This is a genomic window from Kluyvera sichuanensis (assembly GCF_014218705.1).
GTDB classification, from domain to species: Bacteria; Pseudomonadota; Gammaproteobacteria; order Enterobacterales; family Enterobacteriaceae; genus Kluyvera; species Kluyvera sichuanensis.
The window spans coordinates 59,868-77,376 of record NZ_JABBJF010000017.1; the positions used below are offsets into that span (position 1 = coordinate 59,868).

Sequence of the window (17,509 nt, forward strand, 5' to 3'; positions counted from 1 at the left end):
CACGCTACGCCTCTGCGGGGCGTTGCATCCAGCGATCCCAGTCGGGGTTTTCCCCGATGCTCTCGACCAGAAAATCGATAAAACTTCTGACTTTGGGATCCTGGTAATGCCCCGGGTGATACAGGGCGTACAGGCTGTAATCATTTTCTCTCGCACTATATTCCGTCAGTACCGGCACCAGCTCACCCCGGGCAATCGAATCGCCCAGCATATAGGTCGGCAGGCTGACGATTCCCTGGTGATGCAGCGCAGCCTGAAGTAGCCCGAGCGTGCTGTTCACTTCGATGATGCTGTTCACCTTTAGCGCGCTAAAGCTGCCGTTGACGTTCTGATAGCGCCAGTTATCGGAAACGTTAGGATTAATCAGACAGTCGTGCTGCTCAAGATCCTCAAGCCGTTGCGGCACACCGCGCCGTGCGAAATAGTCCCGGCTGGCGCAGTACACCCAGTTAATTTTGCAGATTTTGCGCAGCGCAAAATTGGTAGGTGGGTGTGCGGTAATTCTGAGGGCAATATCAAAATTCTCTTCGTTAAGATTGACGTTCTGGTCGTTTAAATCGACGGAGAGCGTGACGTCCGGGTTGTCCTGACGATAGTCGCTATAAATACGCATCAGATGGCCGACGCCGAAAGCAATAGAGCAGGTGACGCGCAGCTTGCCCTGAGGGTGATGGTTAAAGCTGGCGATATTGGCCAGCGACTCGTCCAGCTCTTCTAATAGGCGCTGGGCGCGGAATAGCAGATATTGCCCCGGCTCGGTCAGAATTAAGGTACGGGTGGTGCGCTTTAACAACACGACACCGAGCTGATCCTCAAGCTGGGCAATACTGCGACTCACGGAAGAGGGGGTCAGATTCAACTTTTGTGCAGCGGCAGAAAAGCTATTGCACTCCACCACTTTGATAAACGTTTTCAGATGATGAAAGATGGAATAGTTATCAATTTTTAATTTTGCGAGTGCCGCATTTTTATTTAATGACATCGCTACCCCTTTTTTTTGGCTGAACAATAGCCGTAAAAATTTCGAAGTTTGAACACCATCACGGAAATGGTGAACCGCTCACTGACCTGTTCGCTATGCGCAATAAAGTACGCCGCCTGCTGTCACCTTACCCGAACCGGCTCAGAAAGAAAAATAGAATCTTTTTATGGTATAGTTGTTTGTTTTTAAAAGACTTTTATTATTCACCTTAAAAATTGAGATGGCTATCAACTTTTGCGTTAAACGCAAAGGTATTGTTAGTGATTAACACCGTTCAGACCTTTCTTTGTCCCTGCCATATCCCCTAACATTTGTGCTGACAGACACCTCAATCCAGTTTTTTGAGTTTCTATTCTAAATAACACTTATAAATAGGAAGGCATTTAATGGCTGAGATACTCGAAAATAAAGCTAATAATTTATATAAATCCGTACCCTTCACGAAATATGATGTTGGTTGGGTGATTCTCTGCATTGGTATGGCCATTGGTTCAGGCATCGTTTTTATGCCAGTACAGGTGGGTATTAAAGGTATTTGGGTCTTTATCGCTTCGGTGGCAATTTCGTATCCAGCGATTTATATCCTGCAAAGCCTCTATCTGAAGACGCTGTCAGAAACAGATGATTGTCAGGATTACGCCAGCGTCATTACTCAATATCTGGGGAAAAACTGGGGGATGGGTTTAGGTATTGCCTATTTCCTGATGCTGTTGCACGGTATGTTTTCTTACTCGCTGGCCGTGACCTTTGATAGCGCATCCTATATTCAAACCTTTGGCCTGACGAAAGGCCTGCTATCTGATTCTATCTGGTACGGATTGATTATCCTGACGGTCCTGGTTTGTATTGCCTCGCAGGGTGAAAAGCTGCTGTTTAAGGTTTCAGGCCCCATGGTGTGCGTGAAATTTGGCATTATCGTGGTGCTGGGTCTGGTGATGGTGCCGTACTGGAACTTCAGCAATATTAGCGCATTTCCGCCTATATTGACGTTTATGCGTGATGTGTTCCTGACGCTGCCGTTTACATTGTTTTCTATTTTGTTTGTGCAGATATTAAGCCCAATGAATATCGCCTATCGCAAGATAGAAACCGATAAACGTATCGCAACTTACCGGGCGATTCGCGCCAACCGGGTGGCCTATATTATTCTGGCCGTTGCGGTGCTGTTTTTTGCTTTTTCGTTCACCTTTGCCATTAGCCACGAGCAGGCAGTATCGGCTTTTGAACAGAATATTTCGGCGCTTGCCATTGCCGCCCAGGTCATTCCTGGTTCAGTGGTTAAAGTGATGAGCGCGCTGCTCAATATTTTTGCCATCCTCACCGCGTTTCTCGGTATCTACCTCGGTTTTCAGGAGGCGATTAAGGGCATCGTGGTGAACGTCATCACCCGCTTTATGCCTGAAGAGAAGATCAACCAGAAGGTGCTGCACGTGGCAATTAGCATTGGTGTGATCCTCGCGCTGTGGGTCTGGATCTCGACGCGTTTCTCGATCCTGTTCTTTATGCAGCTTGGCAGTCCGCTGTTTGGCCTGGTGTCCTGCCTGATCCCTTGCTATCTGGTTTATAAGGTGAAGGTGCTGCATCAGTTTAAAGGCCCGGGGGTCTGGTTCATCATTTTCTTCGGCATCTTGCTGTGTCTATCGCCCTTCTTTAAGTTCTTTGAGTAACGTTCGGTGGTTACGATGTTTTCGCGACCAGGGAAATTTATGAGGTAATCCATGAGTAATCGATCCACATCCGACTTTAACATCAGCACGCAAATCACCCAGCTTGGCCGGGATGCCAGCAAACAGGCGGGATTTGTGAACGTACCGGTCTATCGCGGCTCGACGGTGATTTTCCCGACGGTGAGTGACCTTGAACATAACCGTGCGGAGTTTAACTACGGCACCATGGGCACGCCGACGATTGCCAGCCTGGAGAATGCGTGGAGTGCGCTGGTGGGTGCAGCGGGTACGGTGCTGTCGCCGTCTGGCCTGGGGGCGATTGCGCTGTCGCTTTTGACCACGCTGAAAGCGGGTGATCACCTGCTGATGCCCGACAGCGTTTACCGGCCAACCCGTAACTTCTGCGCCGGGATGCTGACCAAAATGGGTATTGAAACCACCTATTACGACCCGCTGATTGGTGCGGACATTGAGAGCCTATTCCGGCCCAACACCACCACGCTATTCCTGGAGTCACCGGGGTCACAAAGCTTTGAAATTCAGGATATTCCAGCGATGACCCGGGCGGCGAAAAAACACAATATTGCCACCATCATCGATAACACCTGGGCGACGCCGATTTTCTTCCGCGCCCACGAGCACGGCTGCGATCTGTCGCTGGAGGCGGGGACCAAATATCTCGGTGGCCATTCAGACCTGCTGATGGGTGTGGTGTCGGCTAATGAAAACTGGTGGCCCCAGCTTCGTCAGACCTACGATTTGATGGCGATGCTGCCCGGTGCCGAAGACTGTTTCCTGGCGCTGCGCGGCTTGCGCACCATGCATCTACGCCTGAAAGAGGCGGAAAAACGCGGCCTGGAGATGGCGCACTGGCTGAGCGAACGCCCTGAAGTGATGAGAGTGCTGCACCCGGCGCTGCCGGAATGCCCGGGGCATGAGTTGTGGAAGCGTGATTTTACCGGATCATCCGGGCTGTTCTCTTTCGTGCTTAAGCCGGAATTTACCAAAGCAGGCGTGGCGAACATGCTGGATCATATGGGTATTTTTGGCATGGGGTATTCGTGGGGCGGGTTCGAAAGCCTGATGATTCCGTTTAACTGCGCTGATTATCGCACCGCCACCACCTGGCAGCCAGGTGGCCTGACGCTGCGCATCCAAATTGGCCTCGAAGATATGGATGATCTGAAAACCGATCTGGCAGAAGGTTTTGCGCGATTGCGCGCGGTTCTGTAACCCGATAGCCCATCGTGAACAATAATTCACGATGGCGCTTCACGCATAATGGCGCTAAATGTCGTTTACTTATACGTGAGTCGGAAATTATGAATATTGGATTTATCGGCCTGGGGGCGGTGGTGGAAACCGCCTATCTTCCTGCGCTAGCGCGACTGTCGTTCCCAATCTCCTCGTTGTGGGGATACGATCTGAATCCACAGCGCACGCTGCCGGGCGTTAGCGCCTGTGCGTCGCTGGCGGAGCTGCTGGAAAAGCCGCTCGACGTGCTGTTTATCACCACCGTTTCGTTGCAGCATCTGCCTGCGCTCGAGCAGGCACTGCGTTCTAACATCCCCCGTATCGTGGTGGAAAAACCGGTCGCCGCCACCCTGGCGCAGATTGATAGCCTGCGCCAGCTGCTTGCCCATGAAGATAATGCCCAGCGCGTGCTGGCGCTGGACCACTGGATGGCGCGCGATGGCGCGTTGTGTCTGGCTCAGGGGGAAATGGATGACCGCTGGCAGCCAGAGGATTCAGCGAGCGTGACTGCGCCGCTGGTCACTTCGCTGGACGATATTGCCAGCATCGACGGCTTTCTGCTGGAGCCAAGCGGCTTTAATGCCGCCGGAGAGCCTGTCGCCCTGAACTTTACTACCGGCGAGCCGGATACCCGTGAATTTCGCCATCCTGACGGCGTGATAGTCGATATCGGCACCCACGTGCTGGCCATGATGCGTGAGACGGTGCGCTATCTCGGCGGTAGCGATGATATTCAACTGGTGGCGGAGCAGGTTAAGGACCGGCTGGGGCGGCCTATCGCGCATGGCGATATCGAAACGGCGGAAGGGGAGGCGCATCTCAAAGGTACGCTAGGCCATATTCCGGTTAACCTGTGGCTGAACAAATACGCTGGGCCGGGCGTAGAGCGCAAAGGGATCCGCATTTATCTGCGCGACGGAAGGATTATCAGCCAGACTCGTGCTCCTGGCGGTGAAAGCGTAGAGCTGATTGATGGCGATAGCGTGATGCGCTGGACGCGGCCGGGCGCCATTTACGCGCACTGCCTCGCGGAGCACATTCTCGGTAAGCGTAGCCTGTTTTTCCGCGCCCCGGACGAAGTGGCGAAACTGACGCAGCGCCGGATGGCGGAAGTGGAGACGCTTTTGCGTATCCAGCAGCAGCTGCGTGGGGAACATTGAGCGGTGAGTCGTGGTAAAATAGCGGCACAAGAACCGAGTTAAGGAGTCGTCATGGAATTCATCTGCCCAACCTGTCAGGCCTCGCTGGAGGTGCTGGGTAACCAGGCCCACTGCGATCGCTGCGAGCAAGATTTTACGCTGGAAGCACGCTGCCCGGAGTGTCTGAAGCCGCTGGAAGTGTTGAAAGCCTGCGGCGCGGTGGACTACTTCTGCCAGAACGGCCACGGATTGATATCGAAAAAACGGGTGGAGTGGGCGCCTGTCGGTGAGTAATGGACGTCTCAGACCGGGCATAAATGCCCGGTCATTCTCAGCGCTTAGTCGGCTTTTTTACGCGCTCGCGTTTTCTTCTGCGCGGTGACCGTGCGGATTTCACTCTCCACCCAGCCGTCTGCCAGACGCGTCGTCAGCATCTCTCCCGCTTTTGCCTGCTTCGTTTGCTTCAGCACTTTGCCATTGCTGGCAGTCGTGACGCTGTAGCCGCGCGCGAGCGTTGCCAGCGGGCTGACGGCTTCCAGATGCGTCACCGCATTGCCAAAGCGTTCACGCTGCTCGCTCAGGCGGGCGCGAATATTCTCGGCCAGACGATATTCCAGTTGCTGAATACGCGACTGGGCGCGATGAATGCGCGGCTGCGGATTCTGCTGATTGAGGCGCTGCATCATGCGTTGCTGGCGTTGATTGGCCTGCTTTATCTGGTTTTCCAGCGCTGTGCTCATGCGTTGGCGAAGACGCTCAAGCGTCGTTTGCTGGCGTGCCAGCCGTAGCTGTGGGTGCTGCTGCTGAAGGCGATGGAATATCTGGGTAAAACGACGGCTGCGGTTGGCCAGGTAGTAGTCCATCGCCATACCGAGACGCTGCTGGGCGGATTGGATCTGGCGGACTAACTCTTGTTGATTACGGCTGACCATTTCTGCTGCGGCGGACGGCGTTGGCGCGCGCAGGTCGCCGACGAAATCGGCAATAGTGACGTCGGTTTCATGGCCGACGGCGCTCACCACCGGAATGTGGCTGGCAAAAATAGCTCGCGCCACGCGCTCATCATTAAAGCTCCACAAATCTTCCAGCGAACCGCCGCCGCGACCGACGATCAGCACGTCGCACTCGCCGCGGGCGTTGGCCAGCTCAATGGCGCGAACGATTTGCCCCGGCGCATCTTCGCCCTGGACGGCGGTTGGGTAAATCACCACCGGCAGCGACGGATCGCGGCGTTTCAGGACGTGCAGAATATCGTGCAGCGCAGCGCCCGTTTTGGAAGTAATCACCCCAACGCAGTGCGCGGGTGAGGGGAGCGGCTGTTTAAACTGCTGGTCGAAGAGGCCTTCGGCCTGGAGCTTCGCTTTTAGCTGTTCATACTTTTGCTGTAATAGACCTTCGCCCGCCGGCTGCATGCTCTCGACGATGATTTGATAATCACCGCGCGGCTCGTACAGCGTAATATTGGCGCGGACTAACACCTGCTGCCCATGCTGCGGACGGAACGTCACGCGGCGGTTGCTGTTGCGGAACATCGCGCAGCGCACCTGGGCGTTATCGTCTTTTAAGGTGAAGTACCAGTGGCCGGAAGCGGGCTGGGTGAAGTTTGAAATCTCGCCGCTAATCCACACCTGGCCCATCTCCTGCTCAAGCAGTAGACGCACCGTCTGGTTAAGGCGGCTAACGGTAAAAATTGAGGGGCTTTGTGAGGATAACATGTGAGCGGGATCAAATTCTAAATCAGCAGGTTATTCAGTCGATAGTAACCTGCTAACAGGTGAGTGCAAGCATTTTGTGCAAAAAAGTGTGGATGCAATCGCTTACGCTCTGTATAATGCCGCGGCAATATTTAATAACCTCCCAGGTGAGATATTGCCCATGCTACGTATCGCAAAAGAAGCCCTGACGTTTGACGACGTTCTCCTCGTTCCCGCTCATTCTACCGTTCTGCCGAACACTGCTGACCTCAGCACCCAGCTGACCAAAACAATTCGCCTGAACATTCCTATGCTCTCTGCGGCAATGGACACCGTGACTGAAGCGCGCCTGGCAATTGCCCTGGCACAGGAAGGCGGCATTGGTTTTATCCACAAAAACATGTCCATCGAGCGCCAGGCGGAAGAAGTTCGCCGCGTGAAGAAACACGAATCTGGCGTGGTTACCGACCCGCAGACCGTCCTGCCAACCACTACGCTTGCTGAAGTGAAAGAACTGACCGAGCGTAACGGCTTTGCAGGCTATCCGGTTGTGACCGAAGACAACGAACTGGTCGGTATCATTACCGGTCGTGACGTACGCTTCGTGACCGACCTGAGCCAGCCGGTGAGCGTCTACATGACACCGAAGGATCGTCTGGTTACCGTTCGCGAAGGCGAATCGCGTGAAGTGGTCTTCGCTAAGATGCACGAACGCCGTGTAGAGAAAGCGCTGGTGGTTGACGATAGCTTCCACCTGCTGGGCATGATCACCGTTAAAGACTTCAAAAAAGCAGAACGTAAACCAAACGCCTGTAAAGACGAGAAAGGTCGTCTGCGCGTAGGCGCAGCGGTTGGTGCGGGTGCGGGCAACGAAGACCGCGTTGATGCGCTGGTTGCCGCGGGCGTTGACGTCCTGCTGATCGACTCCTCCCACGGCCACTCTGAAGGCGTTCTGCAGCGTATTCGTGAAACGCGTGCAAAATACCCAGACCTGCAGATCATCGGCGGCAACGTTGCTACCGGTGCGGGCGCTCGTGCGCTGGCAGACGCTGGCTGCAGCGCGGTTAAAGTCGGTATCGGCCCAGGCTCCATCTGTACTACCCGTATCGTCACCGGCGTCGGTGTACCGCAGATCACCGCCGTTTCCGACGCGGTTGAAGCGCTGGAAGGTACCGGTATTCCGGTTATCGCCGACGGTGGTATCCGTTTCTCCGGCGATATCGCTAAAGCTATCGCAGCAGGCGCTGCTGCCGTGATGGTCGGCTCCATGCTGGCAGGTACCGAAGAATCCCCGGGTGAAATCGAACTCTACCAGGGCCGTTCTTACAAATCTTACCGCGGTATGGGCTCCCTGGGCGCGATGTCCAAAGGCTCTTCCGACCGTTACTTCCAGAGCGATAACGCTGCCGACAAACTGGTACCAGAAGGTATCGAAGGTCGCGTAGCCTATAAAGGTCGCCTGAAAGAGATCATTCACCAGCAGATGGGCGGCCTGCGTTCCTGTATGGGTCTGACCGGCTGTGGTACCATCGACCTGCTGCGTACGAAGGCTGAATTCGTGCGTATCAGCGGTGCGGGTATCCAGGAAAGCCACGTTCACGACGTGACCATCACCAAAGAGTCCCCGAACTACCGTATGGGCTCCTGATAAGTTTCCGCGCCCGGTTTTCACCGGGCGCTTTGTTATTGTTTCACTTGCCTCGGAATTAACGTCAAATGACAGACAATATTCATAAACATCGCATTCTCATCCTTGATTTCGGTTCCCAGTACACCCAGCTGGTTGCACGTCGCGTACGTGAACTGGGCGTCTATTGCGAGCTGTGGGCATGGGATGTTACTGAAGCGCAAATCCGTGAGTTCAATCCGAGCGGTATCATCCTCTCCGGCGGCCCGGAAAGCACCACCGAAGCAAATAGCCCACGTGCGCCAGAGTACGTGTTCAACGCAGGTGTGCCGGTATTCGGCGTATGCTACGGCATGCAGACCATGGCAATGCAGCTGGGCGGCCACGTTGAGAGCTCCACCGAGCGTGAGTTCGGCTATGCGCAGGTTGAAGTACAGACAGACAGCGCGCTGATCCGCGGCATCGAAGACTCCCTGACCGCTGAAGGCAAACCGCTGCTGGACGTGTGGATGAGCCACGGCGACAAAGTTACCGCCATCCCGGAAGGTTTCGTCACCGTTGCCAGCACCGAGACTTGCCCGTTCGCCATTATGGCGCACGAAGAAAAACGCTTCTACGGCGTGCAGTTCCACCCGGAAGTGACCCACACCCGTCAGGGCCTGCGTATGCTGGAGCGTTTTGTACGCGACATCTGCCAGTGTGAAGCGCTGTGGACCCCAGAGAAAATCATCGACGACGCCGTTGCCCGCATCCGCGAGCAGGTTGGCAACGATAAAGTGATTCTCGGCCTGTCCGGCGGCGTGGACTCCTCCGTGACCGCGATGCTGCTGCACCGCGCCATCGGTAAAAACCTGACCTGCGTGTTCGTCGACAACGGTCTGCTGCGTCTGAATGAAGCCCAGCAGGTGATGGACATGTTCGGCGACCACTTCGGTCTGAACATTGTTCACGTCGAAGGCGAGCAGCGCTTCCTCGACGCGCTGAAAGGCGAAAACGACCCAGAAGCCAAACGTAAGATCATCGGTCGCGTGTTCGTTGAAGTGTTCGACGAAGAAGCGCTGAAGCTGGAAGACGTGAAGTGGCTGGCGCAGGGCACTATCTATCCTGACGTTATCGAATCTGCGGCCTCCGCAACCGGTAAAGCGCACGTCATCAAATCTCACCACAACGTGGGTGGCCTGCCGAAAGAGATGAAGATGGGTCTGGTTGAACCGCTGCGTGAGCTGTTCAAAGACGAAGTGCGTAAAATTGGCCTGGAACTGGGTCTGCCGTACGACATGCTGTTCCGTCACCCGTTCCCAGGCCCAGGCCTCGGCGTTCGCGTGCTGGGCGAAGTGAAGAAAGAGTACTGCGACCTGCTGCGTCGTGCGGACGCTATCTTTATCGAAGAGCTGCACAAAGCCGACCTGTACAACAAAGTGAGCCAGGCGTTCACCGTGTTCCTGCCGGTACGTTCCGTCGGCGTGATGGGCGATGGCCGTAAGTACGACTGGGTTGTCTCCCTGCGTGCTGTGGAAACCATCGACTTTATGACCGCACACTGGGCGCACCTGCCGTACGATTTCCTCGGCCGCGTATCCAACCGCATCATCAACGAAGTCAACGGTATCTCCCGCGTGGTGTATGACATCAGCGGTAAGCCACCGGCTACGATTGAGTGGGAGTGAGGCTATTATTTAACCTATTGTTTTATTTGATTTAGTGAGTGCCATTGATGATATTGACTGCATTATCAATGGCATTTTTCATGGTATAAGGCCGACGCTGAATCGAAGATATAGCAAATACCATGTGGCCGTATAAGCAAATGCCATGGTATCGACAACCGGGTGCATTGCAGCGCTGTGCTGATGTCATCGATGCCCGCTTTTGGTCAGAACCGCTCTCTCGACCCAAGCCTCCAGATCGTTAAATATGCGCCAGAGGAGCACCTCGTGATCGAAATTGTGAACAAGGCAGCCGCCGCTCGGAATCGAAGTATCCATATGGGTGAATAAAGTTTGCGGAAAACACGCTGAGAAAATAGAAAAGCGTCAATGAAGGGACATAGCAATGGCGATTAACGGAGAGGACGGTGTTAGTGCAGTCACAGTGGATGAATTACTCCAGCAAGGCCTTCGGATACCGAACTATCAGCGCCCATACAGTTGGGAAGTATCGACCGCTCTACAACTGGTGGATGATATCAGCGAAGCTCTTCGAGATACCGAACGAACAGATATTCCCTATGTTTTGGGTGCAATCATTCTTCACGATGATGGTGAGTATCTCAATGTAGTCGACGGACAGCAACGTCTGCTGACTTTGCGAATGATTCTTGCGGCCTTAGATCCGATAAATCATCAGATTTCGATGTCTGGTAACAGCGGAACCCCTGTCTCCCTGGTTTGGATAGAGCTTCAAAGGCGCCTGCCGCAGTTGGAAGATAAAAAAGAATTTTTGGATTTTATCTGTCACAAATGTCAGTTGGTGCGTATTGTGACGGACGATATTGATGAGGCATTTCGTGTCTTTGATTCCCAGAACTATCGCGGTAAACCGCTTGCCCCTCATGACTTGCTCAAAGCACACCACCTGCGCGAAATGCACGATGAGTCCGCTGCTATGAAAGTGGCTGTCGTTGAGGCTTGGGAAGCCGTAAATGATGAGGATCTGGACAGGCTTTTTTCTACTTTTTTATACCGGATATCCAGGTGGTCACGAGGAGAATGCTCGCTCGAATTTACTATTAGGGACATCGATATATTCAAGGGAATTTCATCACGATCCCACAGATCATTTTCGCCAAATCTGCGATATCACCTTGCAGCACAAGCCGCTATGCCACTTCTAAGTGCATGGGCGGTGTCCTCTACACATGACGCACGAAATGCCGGGCGCAGCCGCTTTCAGCTTGATGCCCCGATAATCGCTGGGCGTTCATTTTTCGAGATGGTGACATTCATGCTTGACGAATTGAAGATACTGGAAAAAGAGGTTATCGACAGAGGTTTCAAAAACTTTGGCCCATCTCAAAGTCGCTACCGTTACGTGTACGAATTGTTCATTGCCGCGCTGCTTTGCTATACAAACAAGTTTGGCGATGAAGATGTGGATGAAGTGCGAAATAGGTTATTTGCATGGGCATATGCCTTGCGGGTCGAGTTACTTCGTGTGCAATTTGTTTCTGCTGACAACCGAGCGCGAGGTAAAAACGATGCAAATAAATCACCTTTTGTTTTGCTACGCAACGCGATGACTGGAAGTGTTGTCCACAAACTTCCAATAGCAAGTCAGCCATACAGCGATAACCACGAAAAGGAACTCGTTGCTTTTATCAAGGGGCTGCAATGAGCAAGAAGGAGTTGAAACCCGAACTGCTAACAGTAGGCAAGCTATTCACGGACAATTATCTGATTCCTATTTATCAACGGAACTATGCTTGGCGAGCCGAACAGATTGAGCAACTTATCAGCGATATTCAAGACTCGGTGGTTGGGGGCCAGGACGACTATTTTCTTGGGAACCTTGTTGTAATCAAGCGGGGTAGAGAGGACGAGTTCGAGGTCATAGATGGACAACAACGACTTACAACCCTCTATCTGCTTCTGACCTTCCTGGAGCTAAACGGTGAGGGTGAGAAGCCGTCGGTTGGCCATGCAGGCCACTTGCAATATGAGTCGCGCGCACGGGCAACGGAAGCCCTGCGGCGAGTAGCACAGGAGGCGGCTAAGGAGCACGTCCGACCGCAGGGCTACACGAGTAATGCAGATGCTGGCATCCATGAGGGCTACAGCATCATCAATCAGTTCTTCAAACAAAATGAAACCCTTAATCGCTCACGCGAAAAATTCTCCGATTTCTTGCTAACGAAGGTGACTGTCGTCCGTGTCTCGCTACCACCCAATACCGACCTCAATCGCTACTTCGAGATCATGAACACTCGTGGGCAGCAACTCAAGCAGGTTGATATTGTTAAGGCTCGCCTGATGAGCAAGTTGCCCAATCAATATGAGCGCGAATGCTTCGCGTGGGTTTGGGATGCCTGTGCTGACATGGATTCTTATGTCCAGATGTCTCTGACCCGTGGTGACACCAGTTTGCGAAACAAAGTATTTGGCGATGAATGGTCCTGGCTGGAGGTGACCAGCTTCGCATCGCTAATGGAAAGTCGTCCGCAATCCGGCACCAATTCATCAAGGCAATCCTCCGAAGGGGTATCGTTGTCCTTGGATGAGGCGTTGTCAAAATACGCTAAAGAGATCAAGTCAAATTCCACTGAAGACGAGGGCAACGAGCGGTTTCGTTCGACTATTGAGTTTCCGGCCTTTCTGCTACACGTTCTAAGAATTATGAAAGGCGATGAGGTCGAAGACGAAGGCCAGCTTGACGACAAGCGCCTCATCAAGTCATTTGACGATGCCGTAAATAATGTACCCGATGCTAAAGCCGATTGGGTGCGTAGCTTTGCATTCATGCTTCTCAAGTGCCGCAACCTCTTCGATGGCTTCATCTTGAAGCGCCAATTCACGGCGAACATTGGTGACGATGGTGATTGGTCTCTCCAGCGATTGAAGAAAAGCGGCGCGGACAAGAAGCTAACCCCGACGTACATCCATGTTTTCTCGGCCAGCAATGGAAACTTAGAGGAGGACGGCGGTGCTGACCCACATACCCGAGATGTATTGCTGCTCCAGTCCATGCTTCGGATTACCTACACTTCTCCGCGAACGATGCACTGGATTACCAAAGTGCTTCGCTGGCTATCCGTTAAAGCCCCTCAAGACGCGAAACATGCGGATCTTGCCGATTTGTTGAAGGGGTATGCCCGCAGCAAGGTTAAAGAGACATTCCCCTTTGAGGAAGATCAGCAACCACAGGGGTTTGGTATTAGCCGTATCGTCTTTTCGTATCTCGACTATCTTCTGTTGAGCGATTCCTCAAAACGAGATTTCAAATTTCAGTTCAGAACTTCCATTGAGCACTTTTATCCACAGCATCCGGACAAAGAACAGTCGGGTGCGGTTGTTTCAGGTTCTAGCCTTAACCTGCTTGGTAACCTCGCGCTCGTAAGCGTCAGCGCGAACTCAAAATTCAGCAATAGCCTTCCCAAAGCGAAGGCCGAAAACTTCAAGGATACGATTGAACTTCAAAGTCCCAAGCTCAAGAGAATGGCGGAAATCACTCGAAATACAAGCTGGGACGATCAGCAGATAACAGCACATCATGAAGAGATGGTAACGTTGCTTCGTGATGATGTAAGTCTGGTGGAGGCAAGCGGAAGATCCTACCCGGGGCGTTGACTTCTTTGAATAACCGCTTTTGGACGAATGTCCCTTGTGGAGTGCAAGTTGTCAGTCTAAAAGCGTTTTGCGTCGGGCGACACGATCAGTACAGCTCCCAGGTTTTCTTACCATGATATTTTGTGTGGTATTGACATGCAAAGATAATGCTATTTTTTTTGATTTTATAGTGTTTTAAGGCTGCATTGATCATCGAGTGGGAATAAGCCGATAACTCTTCCTGAGTTTTCATGAGCAGCTAAGAATGCAATCAACCCTCTGCTTTTACAGAGGGTTTTTATTTATGGCTAATTATGAAATTGCTATGTGGCACATCAGCGCCAGTTCCTCACAGTAAATCTGTATTTTTCTCAAGAACATTCGTAAATACCTGTAGTGGAACAGGTTTGTGATAGTAGAACCCCTGCAGCTTGGTGACGTTGCGAGAGATTAGGTATTCAACTTGCTCTTTAGTCTCAACGCCTTCTGCCACGACATCCATTTTTAATGTGGATGCCATATCAATAATAATATCGACTAAGGAAGCAGAGACCGACTCAGTGCCAATATTATTAATATATGCACGGTCAATTTTTATGATATCAACATTGAAATTCTGTAAATAATTAAATGAGGAGTGTCCGGTTCCAAAATCATCAATCGCAATTTTAACGCCCATTTCGGTCAACTGCCTTAACATTTCAATACTCACCGGGGTTTGCTCAATTAACTCGCGTTCAGTGATTTCCAGGCACAATACAAGGTTGTTTTTTGGGAAATTCCCAAGGAAGCGACGGCATTCTTCAACCAGACTCATGTCCTGAAAATGGACCTTACTAATATTGATGCTGAGAATAAATCCTTTCGGTATTATCGCTTCATGCTGGATAAAAAAATCCTGTAATTTTGGCATCATTGATGTGGTCATTGAGGCGATTAACCCACATTTTTCTGCCGCAGGGATAAACTTGTCAGGACTAATAATTTCGCCTGAGGTTTTTTGCCAGCGCATTAACACCTCAGCACCACAAAGCTTTTCATCTTTATTAACGATACCTTGTAACCAAGGGGTGAACTCATTGTTTTTTAACGCTGCATTAAGTATCTTTTCTTTTTTTCCTGGTGATGCAAGAATTTGATGGATAAACACTGAGAGTATAAAACATGCTAATGTGATAATAACTATTATCAGTTTGTACTCTGACCATAAGCGTAGCAATATATGCATAGGCTTCATACCAACAATGATCGTTATTGGAAGTAAGGAGCCCTGGACAGTAGAAGAGAAATCAAGCATTGGTATTGCTGAATGATGTACATGCCCGCTGTTTTCGATCCACGCATCGCCAACTTGTAAGTATGAAACCAGTTTTGTATTGCTGTTATTGACTTCAAGCATATTTTGCAAGTAACGACCATCAATAACACTGACAATTCCCAGGTCATTTTCATCCATGCGTGTGGCAAACAGAGGAATTCCTTTGGTTAAATATTCATCTGTAAATAAAAGGATATGATTGCGGTGGAAATTTTCTGCCGAACGAATCGGCATACCAACCGCTTCTGGTACCGAAGAACAAAAAATTTTACCGTTCTTAAAAAAACTTGCGTTGCGTAAATAGAGCTGTTCAGCCACTATATTTTGTATTTTTTCGTTAACGCGGGAATTACATTTCTTCGTTAGATCGTCTTTGATAAGTTGATGAGTCATTCCAGAATGATTAAGAATGACTTCTGCTTTGGTCATTAATTGATTAGCTGAATCCTGGGTGATTTCATTTATTGATTCTTCAAGTTGCATCTTCAATAGCAAGAAGCAAGAGCTTAAAATCATGAAGAAAACCAATGCAGAGATAAGTAATCGAATATGAGGTTTACTTACCATTGGTTTTGTTAATGGGTTGTTCATTGATGTGATTCCATTCTGTGAAATATGTAATTCCTATTGGGGAACATTATAAAAAGTGTAAATGTTGCTTTTCGTGATGTTGTCTTTTTCATAGGAACTACTTTAGTGCGCACACGTATTAACGAGGTTTGGTATCACGCGAGGCGGCACAAATGGATCACTTCTTAAGTGCTCACCTCAGAATTTTCATTTCCCTGGACATCCTTAATACCCGTGAATTTGAGCACATCAGCGGGTTGCGTCTCGAAGAGTGGAGCGATAGCTAGCCACGTAGCCGTCTGAACATCAGGCTAGGCTCCTTCCCCGGCACATCATCAATTTCCCGTACCAGCGTCATTCCGCATTTCAGCAGCACCTTCTGCGAGGCAAGATGGTTCTTGCGCACGATGCCTACCACCTCCTCAAAATTCAGCACGTTGAACGCATAATCAATCGCTGTCAGTGAGAACTCCGTGGCCAACCCTTTACCCCAGGCCTCTGGCGCAAAGCGATACCCCAGGTTGTTTACCGTGCAGTCGGGATATTCCACGATACGCAGCCCGCCAAAACCAATCACCCGCTGCGGGTTTTCCCGCAGGCTGATGGCCCAGTTACCAAAACCATAAACGTTGAGATGCTCGAGCCAGCCCGCCAGCACCCGGCAAGAGTGTGCGAGATCCGCATGCGGGCCTGCTGGGTTAAAAGTGTTGGTCGCAGGGTCACCGTAAATGCGATAAAGATCGTCGAGATCGTCTGCTGTCGCTGGACGCAGGGTGAGATGTTCGGATTGCAGGTGCATGGGTTTATCCTTGTCGAAAAGGTTGTTCATCGTGCGTTTTTATTGTGCGACTAGCCTGGCACAGCGCAATCGACACCGCCAGCCCGGCGACGATCAGCGCCAGCGCAGCGGAGAGCATCAGGCTGCCATTGATCCCCAGACGATGATTCAGCCACGCGTAGGCAAACGGTGAGGCAGCGGCGAGCACCTGCGCCGGAATCAACAACACGCCGGTGCGACGGGCGTAATCTTCGGTGGCGAATAGCTGAAGTGGCAGAGTCGCTTTGAAAACGGTGGTTAAGCCATTGATCGCGCCATAGCCCAGGACAAAACCCCCGGCGGCCCAGGCGATATGTGTGCTGCTCATGCCGAGGGCGAAGCAAAGCGGAATAAAAAAGGTGGTGAGCAGGGTGAGTTTTATCGGCGTGAGCGCTGAACCCGAGGCAACTTCGAGAAAGCGCGCGCCGGTCTGCCCGACGCCCCAGAGCATACCGACGGCAACGGGCAGTCCGTGTGCGGCGATGAACTCCGGCAGGTGCGTCGAGGTGCCGTTAGATATAAACGTTACCAGCGCTATCAACGCGGCATACAGCAAACCAGTACGGCGATCGTGCGCAGACGCAGACGCAGCACGGCGAGCAGGAACCGGCGGCAGCTTCTGGTTAGGCAAGCGCATCAGCAGCAGTGCACTCACGATCCCCAGCAGGCCATAAACCAGCAATGCTCCCCGCCAGTCGGTGACCGTCAGCAGCGCCGCACCCAGCGGCCAGAACAGCGCGGAAGCAAGGCCACCGGCAAGCGTCACGCGGGAGATAGTCACGCGTGCGCGCTGTCCGTACAGATTAACCAGCGCGGCGAAAAGCCCGTCGTAGAGCGCTAGCCGCATACCGATGCCGGTTATCATCCAGGCGATGTACCAACCAAAAAGCGAGTGAATTACCGACATCAGCAGGCAGCCTACGGCAATAAGCAACGTTCCACAGACCACCCCACGCTGGCCGCCAAAATGCGCCAGCAGGCGGGCAACCCAGGGGGAGAGCAGCGCCATCATCAGCATCGCTAGCGTCAGGCCCAGGTAGATATGCGCTGATGACCATCCAGTGTCCTGCGCAATCGCGCGGGCAAAAGTGCCCGGCATATAAAACGAAATCCCCCAGTTGATCAGCTGATTGCCTCCGGCAGCGAGGGTGACGGGGAGCGATGCGGCAGGTGTTTTCAT

13 protein-coding genes are annotated in these 17,509 nt (G+C 52.0%); 8 read left to right on the top strand and 5 right to left on the bottom strand.

Features of this window, described 5'->3' with window-relative positions; translation table 11 throughout:
• Positions 1-4: 4 nt before the first annotated feature.
• Entirely contained in the window at positions 5-982 is a 978-nt protein-coding gene (locus tag HII27_RS16480) for a LysR family transcriptional regulator (RefSeq protein ID WP_185668904.1), read from the bottom strand.
• 386 nt (positions 983-1,368) lie between these two features.
• On the opposite strand from HII27_RS16480, the gene HII27_RS16485 reads away from it, so the two are divergent.
• From HII27_RS16485 to HII27_RS16500, 4 genes are all read left to right on the top strand, one after another.
• Entirely contained in the window at positions 1,369-2,649 is a 1,281-nt protein-coding gene (locus HII27_RS16485; protein WP_185668905.1) for an amino acid permease, read from the top strand.
• 51 nt (positions 2,650-2,700) lie between these two features.
• Positions 2,701-3,882 carry a cystathionine beta-lyase gene (gene metC / locus HII27_RS16490; RefSeq protein ID WP_185668906.1) on the top strand — a complete coding sequence of 394 codons (1,182 nt, stop codon included), beginning with the start codon at positions 2,701-2,703 and terminating at the stop codon, positions 3,880-3,882.
• Between the two features lie 89 nt (positions 3,883-3,971).
• Positions 3,972-5,063: a Gfo/Idh/MocA family oxidoreductase gene (locus HII27_RS16495; RefSeq protein ID WP_185668907.1), complete on the top strand. Its 1,092-nt coding sequence runs from the start codon at positions 3,972-3,974 to the stop codon at positions 5,061-5,063.
• Between the two features lie 51 nt (positions 5,064-5,114).
• Complete coding sequence (locus HII27_RS16500) at positions 5,115-5,336, top strand: zinc ribbon domain-containing protein (RefSeq protein WP_185668908.1); 222 nt, start codon at positions 5,115-5,117, stop codon at positions 5,334-5,336.
• Positions 5,337-5,380: 44 nt separating this feature from the next.
• Here HII27_RS16500 and xseA read toward each other — a convergent pair whose 3' ends face one another.
• A complete protein-coding gene (xseA, locus tag HII27_RS16505) occupies positions 5,381-6,757 on the bottom strand; it encodes an exodeoxyribonuclease VII large subunit (protein ID WP_185668909.1) in 1,377 nt (458 codons plus the stop codon).
• A gap of 160 nt (positions 6,758-6,917) precedes the next feature.
• Between xseA and guaB the strand changes: the two genes are divergently transcribed.
• The 4 genes from guaB to HII27_RS16525 all read left to right on the top strand — a co-directional run bounded on the left by guaB (position 6,918) and on the right by HII27_RS16525 (position 13,645).
• Positions 6,918-8,384 carry an IMP dehydrogenase gene (guaB, locus tag HII27_RS16510; protein WP_185668910.1) on the top strand — a complete coding sequence of 489 codons (1,467 nt, stop codon included), beginning with the start codon at positions 6,918-6,920 and terminating at the stop codon, positions 8,382-8,384.
• A 68-nt stretch (positions 8,385-8,452) separates the two neighbouring features.
• Complete coding sequence (gene guaA, locus HII27_RS16515) at positions 8,453-10,030, top strand: glutamine-hydrolyzing GMP synthase (protein ID WP_185668911.1); 1,578 nt, start codon at positions 8,453-8,455, stop codon at positions 10,028-10,030.
• Between the two features lie 385 nt (positions 10,031-10,415).
• Positions 10,416-11,696, top strand: a complete 1,281-nt coding sequence (locus HII27_RS16520) for a DUF262 domain-containing protein (RefSeq protein WP_185668912.1) — start codon at positions 10,416-10,418, stop codon at positions 11,694-11,696.
• On the top strand, positions 11,693-13,645 hold the full coding sequence (locus HII27_RS16525; protein ID WP_185668913.1) for a DUF262 domain-containing protein: 1,953 nt from the start codon (positions 11,693-11,695) through the stop codon (positions 13,643-13,645). Before HII27_RS16520 ends, HII27_RS16525 begins: the two co-directional genes overlap by 4 nt.
• Positions 13,646-13,973: 328 nt before the next feature.
• Here the strand turns inward: HII27_RS16525 and HII27_RS16530 are convergent, their stop codons facing one another.
• The 3 genes from HII27_RS16530 to HII27_RS16540 form a co-directional block, all read right to left on the bottom strand.
• Entirely contained in the window at positions 13,974-15,533 is a 1,560-nt protein-coding gene (locus tag HII27_RS16530) for an EAL domain-containing protein (RefSeq protein WP_185668914.1), read from the bottom strand.
• Positions 15,534-15,795: 262 nt separating this feature from the next.
• Positions 15,796-16,311, bottom strand: a complete 516-nt coding sequence (locus HII27_RS16535) for a GNAT family N-acetyltransferase (RefSeq protein WP_185668915.1) — start codon at positions 16,309-16,311, stop codon at positions 15,796-15,798.
• Positions 16,312-16,315: 4 nt separating this feature from the next.
• Positions 16,316-17,509: an MFS transporter gene (locus HII27_RS16540; protein WP_185668916.1), complete on the bottom strand. Its 1,194-nt coding sequence runs from the start codon at positions 17,507-17,509 to the stop codon at positions 16,316-16,318.